Below are 18,781 nucleotides of genomic sequence, written 5' to 3'. Positions count from 1 at the left end.
TCGCCGCCTCGACGCGCGGGCACCAGGTACGACGGCGTCACCCGTCGCCGTTGGCTGACCGGCCAGTCAGCGAGACGAAACCGGACAAGTCACCCGGAGTGCACCACGGGAAGATCGCGACCACTTGACCAGGTGTACGAATCCCCGTACCGTCACGCTCCGTAGCGAATCGCTGGGAGAACCCGAGCAGCACTGGGAGTGTCCGAATGCCCTCTGAATACGCCAAGTCTCTGGGCGCCCGCCTGCGCTCCATCCGCCAGCAGCAGGGCCTGTCCCTGCAGGGGGTGGAGGAGAAGTCGAACGGGCGATGGAAGGCCGTCGTGGTCGGCTCGTACGAGCGCGGCGACCGGGCCGTCACGGTGTCCCGACTGGCCGAGCTGGCCGAGTTCTACCGCGTTCCGGTCTCGGAGTTGCTGCCCGACGGCAGCGGGGTGCGACACGAACCCACCAGCAAAATCGTTCTGGACCTGGAGCGTCTCTACGACGAGGCCAGCGAGGACCTCGCCTACGTGGCCCGCTACGCGCGCGCCATCCAGCAGCAGCGCGGGGACTACAACGGCCGGGTGCTGTCGATCCGCGCCGACGACCTGCGTGCCCTCGCGATCGTCTACGACGCCTCACCGTCCGGCCTGATCGAGCGGCTGACCGAGCACGGCGTACTGGTCGCCGACCCCCGGGCATTCTTCGCCTCCTGAGATCAACCACGCGACAAGGGCCCGTGCCATCCGGCACGGGCCCTTTTTCGTCGCTCTCGTCGCAGCTGCGCGGCGGTCATCGGCCACCGCCACCCACCTCAGCGGGTGGCGTACTCGGCGATCCGGCCGAGCAGACCGTTGAGGAAGCGCGGCGAGTCGTCGGTCGACATCTGCCGCGCCAGCTCCACCGCCTCGCTGATCGCCACCGCGTCGTCGATCTCGTCCAGGTAGAGCAGCTCGTAGACCGCGATCCGGGCGAGGTTACGGTCGACCACCGGCATCCGGTCGAGCGTCCAGCCCTCGGCGTAGCTGGAGATCAGCTCGTCGATCCGGTCCAGATGCCCGGCCACCCCCTCGACCAGGCCGACCGCGTACCCCAGGTGGTCAGGGCGCGGCTTCTCGATCCGCTCGACGTAGCCGGCCAGCACCTCGACCGGCGGACGATCACGCAGGTCGGCCTCGAAGAGCACGTCCAACGCCCGCTTACGCGCCTTGCGGCGCGCCGGCATCTGCTGCTTCGGACCCTCGGACATCAGGCGCGGCCGAGGTAACGGCCGTCGCGGGTGTCGACCTTGATCTTCTCGCCGGTGGTGACGAAGAGCGGCACCTGGACGGTCGCACCCGTCTCCACCGTCGCCGGCTTGTTGCCACCGGTGGACCGGTCCCCCTGCAGACCCGGCTCGGTGTAGGTGACCTCCAGCACCACCGAGGTCGGCAGCTCGATGTAGAGCGGCACGCCCTCGTGGGTGGCCACGATCGCCTCGGCCTCGGGCAGCAGGTAGTTGGCGGCCTCGCCGACCGTCCCGCCGAGCACCGTGATCTGGTCGAACGTCTCCATGTCCATGAAGACGTAGTCCTCGCCGTCGGCGTAGAGATACTGCATCGTGCGCTTGTCCACGGTCGCGGTCTCGACCTTGGTGCCCGCGTTGAAGGTCTTGTCGACCACCTTGCCGGAGAGCACGTTCTTCAGCGTGGTACGCACAAACGCACCACCCTTACCGGGCTTGACGTGCTGGAACTCGACGACGGCCCAGAGCTCCCCGTCGAGGTTGAGTACCAGGCCGTTCTTCAGGTCGTTGGTGGTGGCCATTTCCTGCCTTGATCATCATTTGGCGGACAGACCTGGCAAGTCTACTAGCCGCTCCCCGACCCGCCGACCGCCGTCGCCCGCTGCTGGCCGCCCACCCTCGTCCAGCCCGTCCCTCCGCAGTCCACACGGCGTGACGAGGTCCGGCGCGGTCCGGCGCGGTCCGGCGTGACACGCACGGTTAGCACGCCGTGCCTGGCACAGTCAGTAATGCTCCGTCCCCACCCTCACTACCAGGTTGGCCCCTTTGCTCTGCTTCAACCCACGCAACAGTCACGTTCCGTGACAGCAACGCCTCACATCGTCGCCTCACCGCGTCAGGAAGATGCTGGTCAGCCGCTAGTGCGTGGGTTGAAGCAGAGCAAAGGACCGCGAGAGGAAGGTGGGTGGGGGCGCCGGCTCGTCACCGAGGGTATGCGACACCAAACGTAGTGGGCGGTGCGCATGAGGCGTTGGAAGGTGTCAGCCGGGCTGGGCGCGAGGCGGGACGCACGCCAGCCGAGCCGGACTCAGGCGGGGCCGGACTGAGGCCGCGCCGGACTGAGGCGGAGCCGGACTGAGGCGGAGCCGGACTCAGGCGGGCTGGTCGCGGCGGTTGGCCAGGTGGTGCAGGGCGAGGCGGTAGCCGTCGACGCCCAGTCCGCAGATCACGCCGGTCGCCACCGCCGAGACGACCGAGTGGTGGCGGAACTCCTCCCGGGCATGGATGTTGGAGATGTGCACCTCCACCAGCGGCCCACGAAGCATCGCGCAGGCGTCCCGCACCGCGATCGAGTAGTGCGACCAGGCCGCCGGGTTGAGCACCACGGCGGCACCCTCGTCGGCGGCGGCGTGCAGCCAGCCGAGCAACTCGTGCTCGGCGTCGGTTTGCCGCACGACGACGTCCAGCCCGAGGTCACGACCGGTTGTCTCGCACAGTTCCACCAGGTCGGCGTAGCTGGTCACTCCGTAGACGTCGACCTGGCGGGTGCCCAACCGGCCCAGGTTCGGTCCGTTGAGCACGTACACCTTCATGCTCACCGAGGCATCTCCGTTCGCGCTCACCCGGACACGGCGGCGTAGGCGGAGTGCAGCAGGTCGTCGTCCGGGCCGTCGAGGATCGCCGGGCGGGCCAACCCGTCGAGCACCACGAAACGCAGCCGACTGCCCCGGGCCTTCTTGTCCACCCGCATGGTGGCCAGCAGGCGGGACCACGCGTCGGCGTGGTAACCGGTCGGCAGGTCGAGCGCCGTCAGCACCGCACGGTGCCGCGCCGCGGTGGCCGCGTCCAACCGGCCGGCGAGGCGGGCCAGCTCGGCGGCGTACACCAGGCCGACCGACACCGCGTGACCGTGCCGCCAGCGGTACCCCTCGACCTTCTCGATCGCGTGGGCCAGCGTGTGCCCGTAGTTGAGCACCTCCCGTACGCCCGACTCCCGCAGGTCCCCCGCGACCACGTCGGCCTTGACCCGGATGGCCCGCTCGATCAGCTCCCGGGTGACCGGCCCGGCCGGGTCGGTCGCGGCGGCCGGGTCATCCTCGACCAGATCGAGGATGATCGGATCGGCGATGAAGCCGCACTTGACCACCTCGGCCAGGCCGGCGGCCAGGTCGGCCGACGGGAGGCTGTCCAGCGTGGCGAGGTCGGCCAGCACACCGACCGGCGGGTGGAAGGCACCGACGAGGTTCTTGCCGGCGGCGGTGTTGATCCCGGTCTTGCCGCCGACCGCCGCGTCGACCATGCCGAGCAACGAGGTGGCCACCGGCACCCAGCGCACCCCGCGCAGCCAGCACGCCGCCACGAACCCGGCCAGGTCGGTGACGGCACCGCCACCGATACCGACCACCGCGTCGGTACGGGTGAACCCCGCCTCGCCGAGCCGGTCCCAGCACTGCGCCGCGACGTCGACATGCTTGCCGGCCTCGGCGTCGGGTACCTCGATCGGCAGGGGCGTCACCCCGGCCGCCGCCAGGCCGGCGCCGACCGCGTCGGCCAGTTCCTTCAGGGGCGGCGTGTGCAGCACCGCCGCCCGGGTGGCGTCGGGCAGCAGACCGGGCAGCGCACCGAGCAGGTCGCGGCCGACCAGCACGTCGTACGGTCGGTCGCCGCCGACCGGGATCCGGGTCACCTCGTCCATCGCCGGGAGCCTAGCCCACCCACCACCGATCCGACCCGCGCCGCCACCGGGGTGCCCGAGGGGTGGAACAACGTTTAGGGATGAGCACAACGGGCACGGGCAGCCGGGGGCTACGGGCGAGAGGGAGTCGACATGAGCGGGCGGACGATCGACGGTGCGGACATCCGGCTGCCCGCCACCATCCTCGGCTTCGGCCTCGGCGGCTTCGTCGACGGCATACTGCTGCACCAGGTCTTCCAGTGGCACCACATGCTCAGCAGCACCGGCAGCGACAACATCGGGGTACGCGAGTACCCGGTGGACACCGTCGCGGGGCTGGAGATGAACACCGTCTGGGACGGTCTGTTCCACGTGGTGGCCTGGGTGGCCGTCCTCACCGGCCTCGCGATGCTCTACTCGCGGGTGACCCGCTCCCGGGGCCGGCTGTGGCGCTCGCCCATGCTGTGGGGCTGGGCGCTGATCGGGTGGGGGCTGTTCAACCTGATCGAAGGCGTCATCGACCACCACATCCTGGGCATCCACCACGTCCGCGCCGGCGAACACCAGCTCTGGTGGGATCTCGGCTTCCTCGCGTTGGGCGTGGTGCTGATCGTCGTCGGCTGGCTCGTGCAGCGCCGCGCCACCGCCGTCGACGCGGGTGCCGACCAGCGGCGGACGCCGACCCGAGGCCGACCGGGGTGAGCCCACCGCTGGTGGGGGGCTCGGTCCTGATCTCGGCGCACGGGACCGAGCACGGCACCACGGTCGGTCCGGCGCTGCTCGTGCCGCTGCTGGCCGGCTGGCTCTACCTGGCCGCCGCACTGCGGCAACGTGCCCCCGACCGGGCCGGGTGGAGCCACTGGCGCACGGCCGCCTTCGCCGCCGGGTGCGCCCTGCTCGCCACCGGGCTGCTGGTGCCGACCGACGATTTCGCCGGACACATGTGGCAGCACCTGCTGCTCGGCATGCTGGCGCCGCTGGGGCTGGTGCTCGGCGCACCCGGCGTCCTGACCCTGCGCTGCCTCGACCGGCGGGCCGGCCGGGCGGGGTTGCGGAGGCTGAGCCATCGGGCGCTGCGACCGCTGGCCCACCCGGTCACCGGGCTGCTGCTCACCGCCGGCGGGCTGTGGCTGCTCTACCTCACCCCGCTGTACCGGGCCACCCTCGACAGCGCGGCCCTGCACGACCTGGTCAACCTGCACTTCCTGCTCAGCGGGCTGCTGTTCACCTGGTCGATCGCCGGCCCGGAACCCTACCCGCACCGGGCCCGGGTACCGGTCCGGCTGGTGGTGCTCGGCGCGGCCGTGGTCGCCCACGCCAGCCTCGCCCAACTGATGTACGCGGGCCTGCTGGTCGACGTGCCGGCGACAGCGGAGCAGCTGCGCGCCGGCGCGACGGTGATGTACTACGGCGGCGACCTCGCCGAGATCCTGCTCGCCCTAGCCCTGCTGACCACCTGGCGTCCCGGACCACGTCGCCGGACCGTCGGCACCGCCGTCACCGTCGGCTCCTGATCCGAGCCGGCTCGCGCGCGACCGCAGACGTTGCCCGGGACGTCGGCGCTACCGCTTCAGCAAGGCGACGATCTCGGCGACGATCTCCTCGGGGGTGCGGCCGTCGGTGACGACCGTGGCGGTGGCGACCTCGGCGTAGAGCGGCCGACGCTGGTCCATCAGGTGTTTGAGGGTGGCCCGGGGGTTGATCGCCAACAGCGGCCGACCGACGCCGAGACCCACCCGCTTCACCGCGTCCGGCAGCTCGACGGAGAGGTGCACCACCCGGTGACCGACGAGTGCGGCCCGGTTCTCCTCGGCCAGGATCGCGCCGCCGCCGAGGGCGAGCACCCCGGAGCAGGAGGCCAGCGCCGCGGCCAGCGCCGCCCGTTCGAGGGTACGGAAGTGCGCCTCACCCTCGTCGACGAAGATCTCCGGGATCGGCTTGCCGGCGAGGCGCTCGATGTCGGCGTCGGTGTCCCGGAACTCGACGCCGAGCGTTTCGGCCAGGCCCTGCCCGATGGTGGTCTTGCCCGAGCCGGGCGCGCCGACCAGCACACAGACCGGTCGGGTCGGAGCGGTCACCGGATCACCAGCGCGTCGAGGTAACCGGCCAGGTTGCGGCGCATCTCGGCGACCGAGTCACCACCGAACTTCTCCACCGCGGCCTCCGCCAGCACCAGCGCCACCATCGCCTCGGCGACCACGGCGGCGGCCGGCACCGCGCAGACGTCGGAGCGCTGGTTGATGGCGGTGGCCGGCTCACCGGTCGTCACGTCCACCGTGGCCAGCGCCCGGTTCAGCGAGGAGATCGGCTTCATCGCCGCCTTCACCCGCAGTGGCTCACCGGTGGTGATGCCGCCCTCCAGGCCGCCGGCCCGGTCGGTGACCCGGCGGACGCCGGTGGCGGTGGGCATGATCTCGTCGTGTGCCTCGGAACCCCGGGACCGGGCCTGCTGCCAGCCGTCGCCGATCTCCACACCCTTGATCGCCTGGATCGACATCAGCGCGGTGGCCAGCCGGGCGTCGAGCTTGCGGTCCCACTGCACGTGGCTGCCCAGACCGGGCGGTACGCCGTACGCCAGCACCTCGACCACGCCGCCGAGGGTGTCGGCAGCCTTCTTCGCGGCGTCGACCTCGGCGACCATCCGGGCGCTGGCCTCCGGGTCGAGGCAGCGCAGCGGGTCGGCGTCGATCCGCTCGGCGTCCTCCGGCCGGGGCCGCAGCCCCGGCTTGACGCCGATCGGGCCCAGCTCGACCACGTGCGAGACGATCTCGATGCCGAGGGCCTGGCGCACCAGCGCCTTGGCCACCGTGCCGACGGCGACCCGGGCGGCGGTCTCCCGCGCGCTGGCCCGCTCCAGGATCGGCCGCGCGTCGGTGTGGCCGTACTTCTGCATGCCGGCCAGGTCGGCGTGGCCGGGCCGGGGCCGGGTCAGCGGCGCGTTGCGGGCCTGCCGGGCCAACTCGTCGGGGTCGACCGGGTCGGCGGCCATCACGGTGCGCCACTTGGGCCACTCGGAGTTGCCGACCCGGACGGCGACCGGGCTGCCCAGGGTGACGCCGTGCCGCAGGCCGCCGATGATCTCGATCTCGTCCTGCTCGAAGGCCATCCGGGCACCCCGGCCGTAGCCGAGCCGGCGGCGGGCCAGCTCCCCGGCGATGTCGGTGGAGGTCACCTCGACACCGGCCGGCACCCCCTCCAGCAACGCGACGAGAGCGGGTCCGTGCGATTCCCCTGCGGTCAACCAACGCAACACAGGCATGAGTCTGTCACGCCCGAGGCCCGGCGCCCCGCGCCGCCCGTCGCGTCCCGCCTTCCGGACGCGACGGGCGGCGCGGGCGGGTCAGATGCCTCGGCCGCGTCGGTGCAGGGTACGCAGCACCGTGTCGGCGCGGACCACCCGCCCGGCGACCGCCAGGGCCAGGTAGGCCCGGGGCTCGCGTGGGTTGTGCCGGATGGTCTGCCGGGCCCAGCGCACCGCACCCCGGGAGTCGCCCGACGCCGCGCGGGCGAAGGCGATCTGCCCGGTGACCCGGGCCTGTCCCGCCGGTTGGCTGGCGAACTCGGGATAGCGGTCCAGCAGCCACTGCAGCGCCTCGGAGATGGTGTCCCACCGCTGCGCGAAGTAGGACCGCTTGTGCCAGCGCACCACCACGTACGGAGTGCGCAGGTTGACCAGCGGGGCGCTGCGGGCGGCCCGGAGCAGGAACTCGTAGTCCTCGGCGTAGCTGCCGGGGATCTCCTCGTCGACGAGCCCAAACCCGTCGCGCAGCGCCGACGCCCGGATGACGAAGGTCGACGGGTGCAGCTCGGTCATCCGGTCCCGCAGCAGCTCGGCCAGGCTGATCGAGTCGCGGTCCAGCACCCGCTCGACGGTGTGCCCGTCGTAGCTGACCCGGATGCCGCAGCTGACGAACTCGGCCCCGGGCACACCGGCCAGCGCCTCGGCCTGGGCGCGCAGCTTGCCGGGCAGCCACTCGTCGTCGTCGTCGCAGAAGGCGACCAGCTCGCCGGTGGCGGCCAGGGTGCCGGTGTTGCGCGCGCCGGCCAGGCCGGGGGTCCGCGAGTTGGTGACCACGCGCACCGGCCGGTCCGGAGCCGACAGCTCGGCCAGGGAGACGTCCGGTTCGGACTGGTCGTACACCACGACCACCTCGACCGGAGCCGGGTAGTCCTGGGCGACGATGGCCCGTACCGCGGCCCGCAGCAGCTCGGGCCGGTCGCGGGTGGGCACCACCGCGCTCACGCTCGGGTACCGGGTCACGGCTTCCGCCTTCCGTTCGGGCCGTGCCACGGCCGCCACCAGGGTCGGTGCTGCCGCTGCGCGGCGGCCACCAGGTCCTCGACGATCACTCCCACCCGCCGCACCGCGGCCCGCCGCCCGTCGGCCGCGTCGGCGTCCACGGCGACGGTGAACCGGTTCCGGTCGGCGAGACCGCTGGCCAGCGTGGCAAGCAACTCCTGCCGGGACTCGCAGAGCGCCACCAGGCCGGCCGCGCCGAGCCGGCGGGCGAACAACAGCTGATGGTCGTCGACGTGCTCGCCACGGGTCGGGTCGCGGGGCACCACGATCGGCAGGTGTCCGTGCCGGCGGGCCTCCAGGATGGTGGCCGGGCCACCGTGGCAGACCACCAGGTCGGCCCGGGCCATCGCGGCCTGCAACTCGGCGTGGCCGAGGAACGGCACCGCGTCGGGCAGGTCCGCGGCCCGGGTGTGTCCGTGCTGCACGGTCAGCCGAACCTCGCCGGCGATCTCGTCGTGCCAGTGGCGCAGCCAGTCGACCAGCCGGTCGAACGGATGTTTGTCGGTGCCGACGGCCACCAGCACCTGTGGCCGACCGTCGGTGCGCGGCTCGCGGGGCTCCGGTACGCGTACCGTCGGCTCGTCGGGGGCCGGGCGAGGGCGCAGCGGCGTGGCGCGGTGCCCGTCACCGGGCGCGTCGCCGCTCACAGCAGCGTCCCCACGACGGTGGCCTCCGGGTACTGGCGGCGCTGCTCCTCCCACTGCACGAGCATCGCCGACAGGAACGGCCGGCACAGCCGGGCGGTCAGCGTCGGTGTGTCGATCCGGTCGTAGACCTCGATGTAGACCGTCGGGATGCGGCGCAGCCGGGCCAGCACGACGAACGGCACCGCCACGCCCGCGCCGGTGGTGACCACCGCGGCGACCCGCCGTCGCCGCAGCACCCGGACGGCCAGCCACGCGTTGCGCAGCAGGTTGCCCAGGTGGCGGGTGGTGGGATGGTACGCCGGGACGACGTCCTCCCCGGCCAGCAGCGACAGCGCCTCCGGCGTGTCGAAGGTGACCCAGCATCGCCGCCAGGTCTCGTACCAGGGCCGCAGGGCGAGCAACTGCGCCAGGTGCCCTCCGCTCGACCCGACCAGCAGCAGCACCGGCTGCTGATCGGCTCCCAGTTTGTTGTTGTCCACGCGACTCCCCACAAGTCCGCTTGACGTGTCGGTCAGCTGTGTCGGTTCGAAATGGTGTCCAGCAGGGCGGGATGCAGCGCCGGGTTCCAGCCGGCACCGGCGTCGGCCAGCCGCCAGGTCCGCAACCACATCTCCACCAGGTAGGCATCGGCCACCAGCCGCTGCCCGGCCCGGTCCAGCCCCAGCGCCTCGCCGTGCCGGTCCAGCCAGGTGTCGACCTGCCGGGCCGCCACCGCGGCCGGGTCGCCGCGCGCCACGAGCGCCCGCTGGAACGCGTCGTGGGCCAGGTCGAACCCGACGGGCACCTCCGGCCCGCTGTGCTCCCAGTCCCAGGCGACGAGTTCCCCCTCGTGCCGGCCGAGGTTCCACGGCACCCAGTCGCCGTGCCAGTGGCCGAACTCGACGGCGACGTCACCGTGCCGGCGGGCCAGGTCGGCGACGACGGCCGACGCACGCTCGCCGACGGCGTCCACGGCCCGCCGCGCCTGTTCGGTCAGGCGGGCCAGGAACGGTGAGCCGGCCAGCGGCCGGGCCGGTGCCGGCGGGCGACCACGCCGGGCCACCGCGAGCAGCGCCGCCAGGTCGGGCGGCGCGTCGATGGGCAGCCCCCGGATCCGCGCCGGCAGCGGCTCGACCACCGCCACCGCCTGCCCGGCCCAGGCGAACTCGGTGAGCAGGCGCGTGGTGCCGGGGTGCCCGGCCGTCCCGGCACGGCCGGCGACCTCCCGCAGCGCCGCGGCCTCGGCGGTGACCAGCGCCCGCGTGGCGTCGTTCCAGCCGATCTTCGCGTACCCGCGCGGTTCGCCCCGGTCGTCGAACAGTTGCAGCGTCGGCTTGTGGTTCGGGTCCGGCGGACGCACCCCGCAGGCCGCGTGCACCGGCGTGCCGAGTTCGGCACCGACCCGCGCGGCGAGCAGCACCTGCGCCGGGTCGAGCCCGACCGGCAGCGCCACGGTCAGCACCGGAAAGGGTGCCCGGTCCACCGCGCCGGCCCGCGCCGCCACGCCGAGCACCGCCCGCGCCGCGCGCAGCTTCGCCGGGCGCAGGGCGTTGTACGACAGCAGCGCCGCCGCCGCGACCCGGGGGCGACCCAGCGGCAGCAGGAAGCGGGCCCGAGCCACCGACGGCACCACCGCGTACCGGGCCACGACGGTGTGCCCGGCCGGTGGCTCGGCGTCCACGGTCACCGCCACCCGTGGGTCGGAGAAGACCGCCCGGGTGACCCAGCCTAGCCCGTCGTCCCGGCTCCGGGGGTCGCCCGTGGTGGTGGCGGAGGCGGTCACGCGACCCGGTCCGGCCAGTCGAGCCGCAACCCCAGCCGCTGCCGCAACGCCTCGTTGTGCGGGCGGTAGTACGCGGTCAGCTCGGCACGCAGCGCCGGCTCCAGGGGTGCCGACCGCCGGTCGTTGTAGACCTTGAAGTTGGGCAGGTCGAACGGGGGCAGGCCGAGGAAGTCCAGGGTGCGCCGGTAGGTCGCCCGCGCGTCGGCGTACAGCTCCTCGCTGGGCAGGAAGAGGAGCTGGCCGCGGTCGAAGCGCTCCAGCCACGGTTGCAGGTGCTCCAGGTACCGGCCCCGGGCCCGGTAGGTGTACCAGTCGTAGGGCTCGCTGAAGTGGTTCGGTTCGGCGATCAGCCGTTCCCGCTCCCCCGCCGTGCGCTCCTCCTCGGCGGCCAGCGCGGCGGCGAAGTCGAGCGGCTCCACCCCGTTGGTCCGCCGTTCCTTCCAGTGCGAGTAGGCCCGCTCCACCGGGTCGCGCAGCAGCACGATCAGCCGCACCGAGGGCATCAGCGCACTGACCCGCTCGGCGGCCAGCGGATGGAACATGTACAGCGGGGCGGCCTCACCCACCCGGACCGGACCGCCGTGGCGGTTCTCCAGTGCCTCCCGCTGCCGCACCGTCGGAAAGTGCGAGCGGTACCACGCCTCGCCGCGACTCCAGTGCTCCTCGAAGTAGTGCGAGGACTTCGTGTTCCAGGCGGGAAAGAGCCGGGGTACCAGCGGATGCTGGATCAGGTAGTTCCACAGCGAGGTGGTGCCGCCGCGTTTGGTGCCGATGATGAGGAAGTCCGGCAACGGCCGCCGGTCGCTGGTGCGTACCCCGTAGTCGACGAGGCTTTCCCGTACCCGGTTAGTCACCTGGGTCGGCACCAACTGCTTCACCCGGTCCCGAATGGACGACACGACGAATTCACCTGCCCTTCGATGTCCGTGGCGGGTCGCCGGCCGGCGACCCGCCACGGATCTGCACCATGGTCACCCGGATGCCGCGCCGCACCCGGGGCAACGTCAACAAGCCGACGCAGGCGGTGGCGAGCGTGGCCACCGCGAGCAGCAGTCCGGCGATGTCTCGGCCCGCCACCGCCAGGCCGGCCACCGCCGCGAGCCCGACCCCCGTCACGGTGACCGCCGCCGCGGCCAGCATCCGGGCGTCGACCAGGGGTTCGCGCACCACGAGCCGGGCGAAGGTGGCCGCGCAGAGGTTCTCGGTCACGATGCCGGCGGCCCACGCCACCGCCGCCCCGGTCGCCCCGTGGGCGGGAATCAGCGCCAACCCGCCGCCGACGGTGACCAGCAGTCCGGCCAGTGCCGCGGCCAGATGCAGGCCGCTGCGCCCGCCCATCAGCAGCAGACTCTGCACGTTGCCGACCCCGGTGTTGACGAGCATCGCCAGGGCCAGCACCGTCATCGCGGCGGCGCCGGTGGTGAACTCCGGGCCGAACAGCGCCAGGAAGGCCGGTGCGAAGACGGCGAGCAGCAGGTACACCGGCCAGGAGAGCACCAGGCCCCAGCCGGTCAGCTGCCGGTGCACCGAGGCGGCGGCGGTCCGTTCGCCCCGGCCGAGCAGCCGCGACAGTTGCGGGGCGGTGGCCACCCGCAGCCCCTGCATGGCGAGTTGGCCGGCGAGGACGTAGCGGCCGACGGCACCGAAGACACCGGCGTCGGCCGGGCCGGCCAGGGCCGAGGTGAGCAGCACCCCGATCCACATGCTGCCCGCGTCGATCGCCGCCGAGGCGGCGCGGGGCAGCGCGAACCGCCAGAACGTGGCCCAGTCGCCGCGCCGCGGACGCAGCGGGGCGCCGGCGCCGATCCCGAGCGGCCCGGCCACCAGGATCAGGCACACCAGCAGTGCCACGGCGGCGGGCACCAGCCAGCCGGTCATCCCCGCCAGCAGCCCGCCACCGGCGAGCACCGCCGCGCCGACGAGCAGGGGGCGGACGACCGGCAGCAGCAGGAACTGCACCGCGACGTAGGACCGCATCGGGCGGACGCAGCGCACCACCGCCAGCAGCAGGTTCATCGCGACCACCACGGGCACCGCCGCGAAGGTCACCACCAGCAGCGGCCCGCCCGCCGGGCCCAGCAGCCGACCGGCGAGCGGCCCGGCCAGCCATGCGCCGCCCACCGCGACCAGCACGGCCACCAGCAACGGTGGGATCATGGCGACCGGCAGCACCCGGGCGCCGTCCCCGGTGGCGCCGGCCCGTCGCCGGGGCAACGCCCAGATCAGACCGGTCTCCGCGCCGAGGGTGCAGATCGCGGCGGCGACGGTCACCACGCCGATGGCGGCGAAGAACGGGCCCGCCCCGGTGGTGCCGTAGCCACGGGTGATGACCACCGCGAGCACGAAGCCGAACAGACCACTGGTCGCCGCGCCGAGCAGCCCGGCCACCCCGCTGCGGGTGCTGCGCCGGGTCTCGGCCGCCCCGTCGGCCGCCGCCGTGCCGGCGGGGACGCTTGCCGTACGCCCGGGATCCTCGCCCGTCGGTGGGCTGGTGGTCGCCGTCACGCCGGCACCACCGCCGCCCGCCGCGACAACCCACCCGGCGCGGTACGGCGTTCCCGTTCGCACAGCGCGAACGCGAAGGCCACCGCGAAGAAGGCCACCGCGAGGTTCTGGTTGGCCATCCCGTAGAAGGGCACCTGTACCAGACAGATCAGCGGGACGACGGAGAGCCACTGCCCCGCCGCCGAGGTGGCCCGGGCGCAGCTCAGCGCGGCGGCGACGAACCAGGCCAGAAAGCAGAGCAGGGCCGGTACGCCGTGGCTGAACAACACCATCCACAACTGACCCTGGGTGCCGATGGGCGCGTCGGCGGTGACGGTGTCCACCTCCATCGGCGCGCCGTAGCCCAGCCAGGGCGAGTCACCCACCCGGCGCAGCACCTCGGCGTAGAGCGAGAGCCGGTCGGTGTTGGTGTCGCTGGACTCGACCCGATTGCCGATCAGCTCGGCGACCGGGATGAACAGGCTGGCGATGCCGCCGAGTACCACCATCCCGCCGATGGAGGCGGCCACCCGGACGTTGCCGCGCAGCGCCGCCCGCACGCCGAGCACGGCCAGCCCGACGCCGAGACTGAGGAACATCGCCCGGTTGAGCGTGAGGAACGCCGGAACCAGCGACACCGGCAACGACGCCAGCAGCGCCCAGCGCAGCAGGCCGCGCCGTCGCAGCATGGTGTACGCGACCACACACGGCAACGTCATCGCGTACGCGCTGCCGTAGTTGTTGGTGTACGCGTACGGGGCCGCCGGGCGGTAGATCGGGTTGAGCGACCGGGCGCTGTACTCCGCGGTGCTCAGGTGGACCATGTCGCTGATGAACGGCACCCCGGACACGCCCGGTGGCAGCAGCGCCTCGACCGGGGTGGTCAGTTCCAGGCGCGGCACCAGCACGCCCAGCCAGCCCAGCGCGACAAGCGCGAACCAGAACGCGCACAGCGGCACCAGCACGGCGGCCTGGTCGGGACGCTCCCGGGCGACGGTGTAGACGTAGACCGCGACGACGAGCGCGGTGAGGTAGAACGCCAGCCGCAGCACGAAGGTGGGCAGCGAGCTCGGTGCCGCCAGTCGGGTCACGCTGACCACCGCGAGGGCCACGAACAGCAGCCAGATTCCCGTGGCGGGGGGCAGCGGCACCCGGCCCCGGGTGGCCAGCAGGGTGAACAGCAGGGCACCCAGCAGCGGCCAGCCGAGGTAGAAGGCGCCGGCCACCCACCAGAGCGGGACCAGCCCGAACATCGCCACCAGCGGCCACAGCGGCAGTCGGGGCGGCAGCGGGGAGGTGGGCTGCACGGCGGCAGCGGCCGGTCGGGGCGGCTCGGTGGTCGCCGGGGCGCGGGTGAGCGGCACGCCTCAGCTCCGCCCGCTGCGGCACAGCACGAAGCCCAGCGGGTTGACCCCGGCCGCCCGCAGCCGCTCGGCGAGCCGGCGCAGGTCGGCCTGACGGGTGCGGTCGCGTTCGACCACGACCACGGCGGTCCCCTGCCGGGCCGCCGCCACACCCCGCTCGTCGGCCTCGGCCGGCGGGGCGTTGTACAGCACCAGACGCTGGTCGGCGCCCTGCCGCCAGGTGCCGAACCGCACACTGCCGGCCCCCACCACCACCTGCTGCTCGTCGCCGGTGGCCCGGCCGTTCTCGCCACTGCTGGCGGTCCTGGCGACGCGGGGCAGGGTGAGCGTGGCTTCCGGGTCGGTCGAGGGCCGGGCACCGACCGGATGCGGGGAGGGACGTCGGGTGATGACCTCGGTCGGACCGTCGTCGGTGTCCGGGGCGGCGGTGCGGGGCTTGGGCACGGTGGGCCGGGTCGGGTCGATGGCCGCCGGCAACCGGCCCCGGTCGGTGAGCACCGTGGCCCGCAGCCGGTCGATCCGACCGCTGTCGTCGGCCACGAACACCTCCCGTCCGGCCACGGCGAGAGCGACCGCGAGCCCGGCGGTGATCGCGGTGGCGTCCTCCCGGGCGGTCACCACCGCGACCCGGGCGGGTTGGCGTACCCGCTCGGCGACGGCCATCGCCACGTACCGGATGTCGGCGTCGACCGCCCGGCCGCGTAGCCGGGCGCGGCGGACGGTGCCCAGCAGCGGCAGGCCGGTGCTGTCCCGCGCATCGGCCACGCTGCGGATACGCCGGTCCGCCGACTCCCACAGGAAGGCGAGCACCAGACCGATCACGGTCCCACCGAGCAGCCCACCGGCGAGCAGCAGTGACGAACCGCCGGAGGTGGTGGCCAACGCCCGCTCGGCGCTACGGGTGACCCAGCCCGGGTTCACGTCGACCGCGGCGATCTCCGTACGGGCGGAGCTGAGCTGGGTGAGCTGGTTGTTGATGCCGCCGAGTTCGGCGACCGCCGCGTCCGCGGCGGCCGCGTCCCGGGCGTTGTTGATCCTGCGCTGCACGGTGTTGCGCTGGGCGATGATCTTGTCGATGCTCTCGTCGTACGAGTTCAGCATCTCCTCGCGCTGCTTCTCGTACATCCCGCGCCGGATGTCCAGATAGCTCTGCGCGGCCAGGTTCGCGCCGGCCACCGCCCGTTCGGCGTCGCCGGCCCGGTAGATGAAGCGCAGGATCTGACCGCCGGCGGGCACCTCGACCTCGAGGGCGTCGCGCACCGTGCGCTGGTCCGAGTCGAACGTCGCGGCGAGCTTCGCGACGACCTCGGTGCCGGTGGCGATCCCGCTCTCCACGTTCATGTTCACCGCCCGGTCGGCGGCGGCGCCGCTGGGCGTGAAGGCGTCGGTGACCACCGGTCGGACCGCCACCACCGCGTTCGCCGTCACCGTGGCCGGCGACACCAGCACGTAGCCGACCGCGGCGAGCAGTCCACCGAGGGCCACCGCCGCGACCAACCGGGCCCGGTGCAGGGGCACCCGCAGCATGTCGGTGATGGTGACGCTGCGGGACGTCGGGGCACCGGCCGGACCGTCGCCGGTCCAGCCGCTGGGCGCGGCATCAGTCATGGAACTTCTTCGCTATCTGTTGGGGATTGCCGATCACCACGACTCCGGGCGGCACGTCGGTGCGGACCACCGTCGCGGCACCCACGACGCTGTCCCGGCCGATCCGCACCCCCTTCATGACCAACGCGTGCGCACCGATCCACACGTTGTCCTCGACGGTGATCGGCGCTCGGCTGGCCGGCGTCGGCGGGTCGTGGCGTCGCTCCGGGTCCAGGTTGTGGAAGTCGTTGTCGAGCAGTTCGCAGTCCGACAGCAGGCACCGGTCGCCGATGGTCACCGAGGTCCAGGTGCCGATCCAGGTCGCGTTGAGCAGACAGTCGGCGCCCACCCGCACCTCGCCGGGCCCGGCGAAGCGGACCAGCTTGTTCAACCGGGTGTGCTCGCCGATGCTGACCCGCACGCCGCGGCGCAGCCGGATCCGGCCACGGATCTCCACCCCCGCCCCCAGCCGCAGGCGCGGATAACGCAGCCGATACCAGCCACGCTTGACCGCGAAGACGATACGCACGACGAGTCCACGTCGGATGCCGGACAACGAGCCTCCCCACCTTCCTCGGGTCGGCGGCGGGAGACCCGACGCCGACCCGAGGTGAACAAAATACCGAGGATTCGTTACGAGCGGTGAACGCTACGGCACTGAAAAGAACATCGAGGCGGTCGACCAGGTCAGTTCCGGCGTCGCCTCGGCGACGAGCGTCGACTCCGCGCCGTTGACCGCGGCGGTGGGCGCCAGGGTCGGGTCGAACGCCACGCTGCGCAGCGATCCGTTGGTCGCCCCGTAGACGATCCGCCCGTCCACCCAGGCCATGCCGCGTACCGCCGACCAGGTCACACCCGTGGTGGGCAGCACGAACTCGGTGGCACCCAGGTAGCTGCCGTCGATCTCGAAGTAGCGGTAGTAGAGGTTGTTCGCCCCGCTGCGGGTGTAGTAGAGCCGGCCGTCGAGATAGAACGCGCCGGTCAACAGCGCCGGGTTGTACCAGTCGTTGTAGCCGGACGCCTCCCACGACCCACCGATCGTGGAGCCGTTGAACAGCGAGACGTCGATCCGGCTGCCGGTCGGTGTTCCGGCGACCACGTGGGACCAGTAGATCCGGTCGTCGACCAGCCAGGTCGCGCCCGCGTCGGTGTAGTTCGGCTGGCTGACGACGGCGGCGTTGGCGGTGTCCAGGGTGGTGCCGTCGAACGGCACCCGCGCCACCTCACCCGGACCGACGTTCAGGTGCAGGTGGCCACTGCTACCCGTCGGCGGGTTCTTCGGGATGATCGTGCGCCCACCGCTGATCGGGAAGACACCGAGTCGACCGTGGTACTCGTTGCCCATGCCGTCGGAGTTGTGTCCGAAGTAGAGGCCGGCGCTGCCGCGCCACAGCACGGGCACCGACGATCCCCAGGAGCTGGCGCCGGAGGGCAGGTCGGAGCCGCCGCTGCGGCGGGGGTTCCAGTTCACCGGCATCCCGGTGGCCGGGGTGACCGCGCCGATGCCCAGCCGGTCGATGGCCCCGTTGCCGGCGCGGTCACTGGCGTTCGGGTTGTTCAGCCAGCGGAAGTGCCCGCCGAGGTAGATGATGTTGTCGGCCACCTCGACGGAGGTGATGGTGTCGTTGCCGGTGAAGTTCACCCAGGTGGCAACCTGGTTGGGCCCCCGGTGGGCGGTCTCGAAGCGGACCAGGGCGTCGCAGTAGGCGCTCGGCCAGCCCGACCCGCCGTTGGTGCCGACGACGAACCAGGTGCCGTCGCCGCCGAAGCGTACGTCCTGCACGTAGTGCACGAACGTCGCCGGGTTGGCGCACGGCGCGACGAACCGCTCCGAACTCCAGTCGATGACGCTCGGTGTGCCCGTCACGTCGATCAGCGCGATCTGGTTACGCGGCAGTTCGTTGACGTAGAGGAAGTTGCCGCCGACGACGAGGGTGCCGCCGTCCGGGGAGACGTCGATGGTCCAGGCGTACATGCTGGTGCCGTGCCGGCCGACGGTCGTGTTGATGTCGAAGGTCGGATCGATCTCTCCGGTCGTCGCGTCCAACCGGCCGAGCCCGGAGTGCGCAGTGCCGTTGAGCCAGTTGAAGGCCCCGGCCACGTACAGCCAGTTGCCGTGCAGCACCAGGTCACGCACGGTGCCGCCGTCGGAGCGCCCGGCCCAGCTGTCGATCATCATGCCGGTGGACGGTTCGAGCGCCACCAGGTTCCGGCGGGACACCCCGTTGACGTTCTTGAAGGCGCCGCCGACGATCAGCGTGCCGCCGGGGCCGGCGATGAGTGAGTTGACCGCACCGTCGAGCACCGGCAGGAAGGTCGTCGAGATCGTCCCGGTGGTCCGGTCGTACGCGAACAGGTAGCTGCGGGCGATCCAGGCCGAGGCGGCCGTCTGGCGGATCTGCGTGAAGCTGCCTCCGACGTAGACCGTGTTGCCGATCTCGGCGAAGGCGCGAGCCTCACCGTTGCGGGCGTGCGGAGTCTGGTCGGCCGGATCGGTCGAGACCAGGGTGGCCGGCTCGGGTGCCGGTACCACGGCCGCGGAAGCCGCGGTGGGCGCGGTAAGTACGGCCGCGACCGTCACCAACGCGACGGTCGCGGCCAGGAGTCGATGCCGACGGATGGAACGCCACGACAAGGAGTATGTGGGCACGCTGCGCCTCCAGAGTGGACGAGAATGCACGTAGCGTGCCCGCTCCACGCTGGAGGGCGGCATCCGCCGATTGGACGGACGGTGGATCAGGAAACGGACAACCTTGTCT

19 protein-coding genes are annotated in these 18,781 nt (G+C 72.6%); 3 read left to right on the top strand and 16 right to left on the bottom strand.

From position 1 onward, the window contains the following. Nucleotides 1–206 precede the first annotated feature (206 nt). Nucleotides 207–695: a transcriptional regulator gene (locus tag O7597_RS22500; RefSeq protein WP_007458348.1), complete on the top strand. Its 489-nt coding sequence runs from the start codon at nt 207–209 to the stop codon at nt 693–695. A 98-nt stretch (nt 696–793) separates the two neighbouring features. Here O7597_RS22500 and nusB read toward each other — a convergent pair whose 3' ends face one another. The 4 genes from nusB to aroB all read right to left on the bottom strand — a co-directional run bounded on the left by nusB (nt 794) and on the right by aroB (nt 3,899). Beyond that, on the bottom strand, nt 794–1,204 hold the full coding sequence (nusB, locus tag O7597_RS22495) for a transcription antitermination factor NusB (RefSeq protein ID WP_170863437.1): 411 nt from the start codon (nt 1,202–1,204) through the stop codon (nt 794–796). 23 nt (nt 1,205–1,227) lie between these two features. After that, nucleotides 1,228–1,785, bottom strand: a complete 558-nt coding sequence (efp, locus tag O7597_RS22490) for an elongation factor P (RefSeq protein ID WP_169599241.1) — start codon at nt 1,783–1,785, stop codon at nt 1,228–1,230. A gap of 570 nt (nt 1,786–2,355) precedes the next feature. Continuing rightward, nucleotides 2,356–2,796, bottom strand: a complete 441-nt coding sequence (gene aroQ, locus O7597_RS22485; protein ID WP_269742573.1) for a type II 3-dehydroquinate dehydratase — start codon at nt 2,794–2,796, stop codon at nt 2,356–2,358. A 26-nt stretch (nt 2,797–2,822) separates the two neighbouring features. Then, entirely contained in the window at nt 2,823–3,899 is a 1,077-nt protein-coding gene (aroB, locus tag O7597_RS22480) for a 3-dehydroquinate synthase (RefSeq protein WP_281580612.1), read from the bottom strand. Nucleotides 3,900–4,031: 132 nt separating this feature from the next. Between aroB and O7597_RS22475 the strand changes: the two genes are divergently transcribed. Together O7597_RS22475 and O7597_RS22470 are read left to right on the top strand one after the other, a co-directional pair. Next, entirely contained in the window at nt 4,032–4,580 is a 549-nt protein-coding gene (locus tag O7597_RS22475) for a DUF2243 domain-containing protein (RefSeq protein ID WP_281580611.1), read from the top strand. Nucleotides 4,581–4,591: 11 nt separating this feature from the next. Further along, complete coding sequence (locus O7597_RS22470; RefSeq protein ID WP_281580610.1) at nt 4,592–5,392, top strand: cytochrome c oxidase assembly protein; 801 nt, start codon at nt 4,592–4,594, stop codon at nt 5,390–5,392. 48 nt (nt 5,393–5,440) lie between these two features. On the opposite strand, the gene O7597_RS22465 is transcribed toward O7597_RS22470, so the two are convergent. The 12 genes from O7597_RS22465 to O7597_RS22410 all read right to left on the bottom strand — a co-directional run bounded on the left by O7597_RS22465 (nt 5,441) and on the right by O7597_RS22410 (nt 18,624). Further along, the gene (locus O7597_RS22465) at nt 5,441–5,956 is read right to left on the bottom strand and encodes a shikimate kinase (protein WP_281580609.1); all 516 of its coding nucleotides are present in this window, start codon (nt 5,954–5,956) and stop codon (nt 5,441–5,443) included. Then, a complete protein-coding gene (gene aroC / locus O7597_RS22460; protein ID WP_269738786.1) occupies nt 5,953–7,131 on the bottom strand; it encodes a chorismate synthase in 1,179 nt (392 codons plus the stop codon). The genes O7597_RS22465 and aroC overlap by 4 nt, the downstream gene beginning before the upstream one ends. Before the next feature lie 87 nt (nt 7,132–7,218). Continuing rightward, on the bottom strand, nt 7,219–8,139 hold the full coding sequence (locus tag O7597_RS22455) for a glycosyltransferase family A protein (protein ID WP_281580608.1): 921 nt from the start codon (nt 8,137–8,139) through the stop codon (nt 7,219–7,221). After that, nucleotides 8,136–8,702, bottom strand: coding sequence for a glycosyltransferase (locus O7597_RS22450; protein WP_281583301.1), 567 nt, complete (start codon nt 8,700–8,702; stop codon nt 8,136–8,138). The genes O7597_RS22455 and O7597_RS22450 overlap by 4 nt, the downstream gene beginning before the upstream one ends. Before the next feature lie 119 nt (nt 8,703–8,821). Continuing rightward, nucleotides 8,822–9,304 carry a UDP-N-acetylglucosamine--LPS N-acetylglucosamine transferase gene (locus tag O7597_RS22445; protein ID WP_269738788.1) on the bottom strand — a complete coding sequence of 161 codons (483 nt, stop codon included), beginning with the start codon at nt 9,302–9,304 and terminating at the stop codon, nt 8,822–8,824. A 32-nt stretch (nt 9,305–9,336) separates the two neighbouring features. Beyond that, a complete protein-coding gene (locus O7597_RS22440; RefSeq protein WP_281580607.1) occupies nt 9,337–10,587 on the bottom strand; it encodes a hypothetical protein in 1,251 nt (416 codons plus the stop codon). Then, on the bottom strand, nt 10,584–11,486 hold the full coding sequence (locus O7597_RS22435) for a sulfotransferase domain-containing protein (RefSeq protein WP_281580606.1): 903 nt from the start codon (nt 11,484–11,486) through the stop codon (nt 10,584–10,586). The genes O7597_RS22440 and O7597_RS22435 overlap by 4 nt, the downstream gene beginning before the upstream one ends. A gap of 7 nt (nt 11,487–11,493) precedes the next feature. After that, nucleotides 11,494–13,092 carry a lipopolysaccharide biosynthesis protein gene (locus O7597_RS22430; RefSeq protein WP_281580605.1) on the bottom strand — a complete coding sequence of 533 codons (1,599 nt, stop codon included), beginning with the start codon at nt 13,090–13,092 and terminating at the stop codon, nt 11,494–11,496. Beyond that, nucleotides 13,089–14,324, bottom strand: a complete 1,236-nt coding sequence (locus tag O7597_RS22425; RefSeq protein WP_269742575.1) for an O-antigen ligase domain-containing protein — start codon at nt 14,322–14,324, stop codon at nt 13,089–13,091. Before O7597_RS22425 ends, O7597_RS22430 begins: the two co-directional genes overlap by 4 nt. A 114-nt stretch (nt 14,325–14,438) precedes the next feature. Beyond that, nucleotides 14,439–16,043, bottom strand: coding sequence for a lipopolysaccharide biosynthesis protein (locus O7597_RS22420; RefSeq protein WP_269738792.1), 1,605 nt, complete (start codon nt 16,041–16,043; stop codon nt 14,439–14,441). Continuing rightward, nucleotides 16,036–16,578 carry an acyltransferase gene (locus O7597_RS22415; protein WP_269738793.1) on the bottom strand — a complete coding sequence of 181 codons (543 nt, stop codon included), beginning with the start codon at nt 16,576–16,578 and terminating at the stop codon, nt 16,036–16,038. The genes O7597_RS22420 and O7597_RS22415 overlap by 8 nt, the downstream gene beginning before the upstream one ends. A gap of 93 nt (nt 16,579–16,671) precedes the next feature. Then, on the bottom strand, nt 16,672–18,624 hold the full coding sequence (locus O7597_RS22410; protein ID WP_281583300.1) for a hypothetical protein: 1,953 nt from the start codon (nt 18,622–18,624) through the stop codon (nt 16,672–16,674). Nucleotides 18,625–18,781: the final 157 nt, after the last annotated feature.

Source organism: Verrucosispora sp. WMMC514, assembly GCF_027497295.1.
GTDB classification, from domain to species: Bacteria; Actinomycetota; Actinomycetes; order Mycobacteriales; family Micromonosporaceae; genus Micromonospora; species Micromonospora palythoicola.
The sequence above is the reverse complement of the archived record's forward strand: the minus strand, read 5'-3'. Positions and strand labels throughout refer to the sequence as shown.

What these genes read in the sequence shown, in the direction of transcription:
- O7597_RS22500 (WP_007458348.1), top strand. Translation starts at nt 207, where the DNA reads ATGCCCTCTGAATACGCCAAGTCTCTGGGCGCCCGCCTGCGCTCCATC.
- nusB (WP_170863437.1), bottom strand. Translation starts at nt 1,204, where the DNA reads ATGCCGGCGCGCCGCAAGGCGCGTAAGCGGGCGTTGGACGTGCTCTTC.
- efp (WP_169599241.1), bottom strand. Translation starts at nt 1,785, where the DNA reads ATGGCCACCACCAACGACCTGAAGAACGGCCTGGTACTCAACCTCGAC.
- aroQ (WP_269742573.1), bottom strand. Translation starts at nt 2,796, where the DNA reads ATGAAGGTGTACGTGCTCAACGGACCGAACCTGGGCCGGTTGGGCACC.
- aroB (WP_281580612.1), bottom strand. Translation starts at nt 3,899, where the DNA reads ATGGACGAGGTGACCCGGATCCCGGTCGGCGGCGACCGACCGTACGAC.
- O7597_RS22475 (WP_281580611.1), top strand. Translation starts at nt 4,032, where the DNA reads ATGAGCGGGCGGACGATCGACGGTGCGGACATCCGGCTGCCCGCCACC.
- O7597_RS22425 (WP_269742575.1), bottom strand. Translation starts at nt 14,324, where the DNA reads ATGTTCGGGCTGGTCCCGCTCTGGTGGGTGGCCGGCGCCTTCTACCTC.
- O7597_RS22420 (WP_269738792.1), bottom strand. Translation starts at nt 16,043, where the DNA reads ATGACTGATGCCGCGCCCAGCGGCTGGACCGGCGACGGTCCGGCCGGT.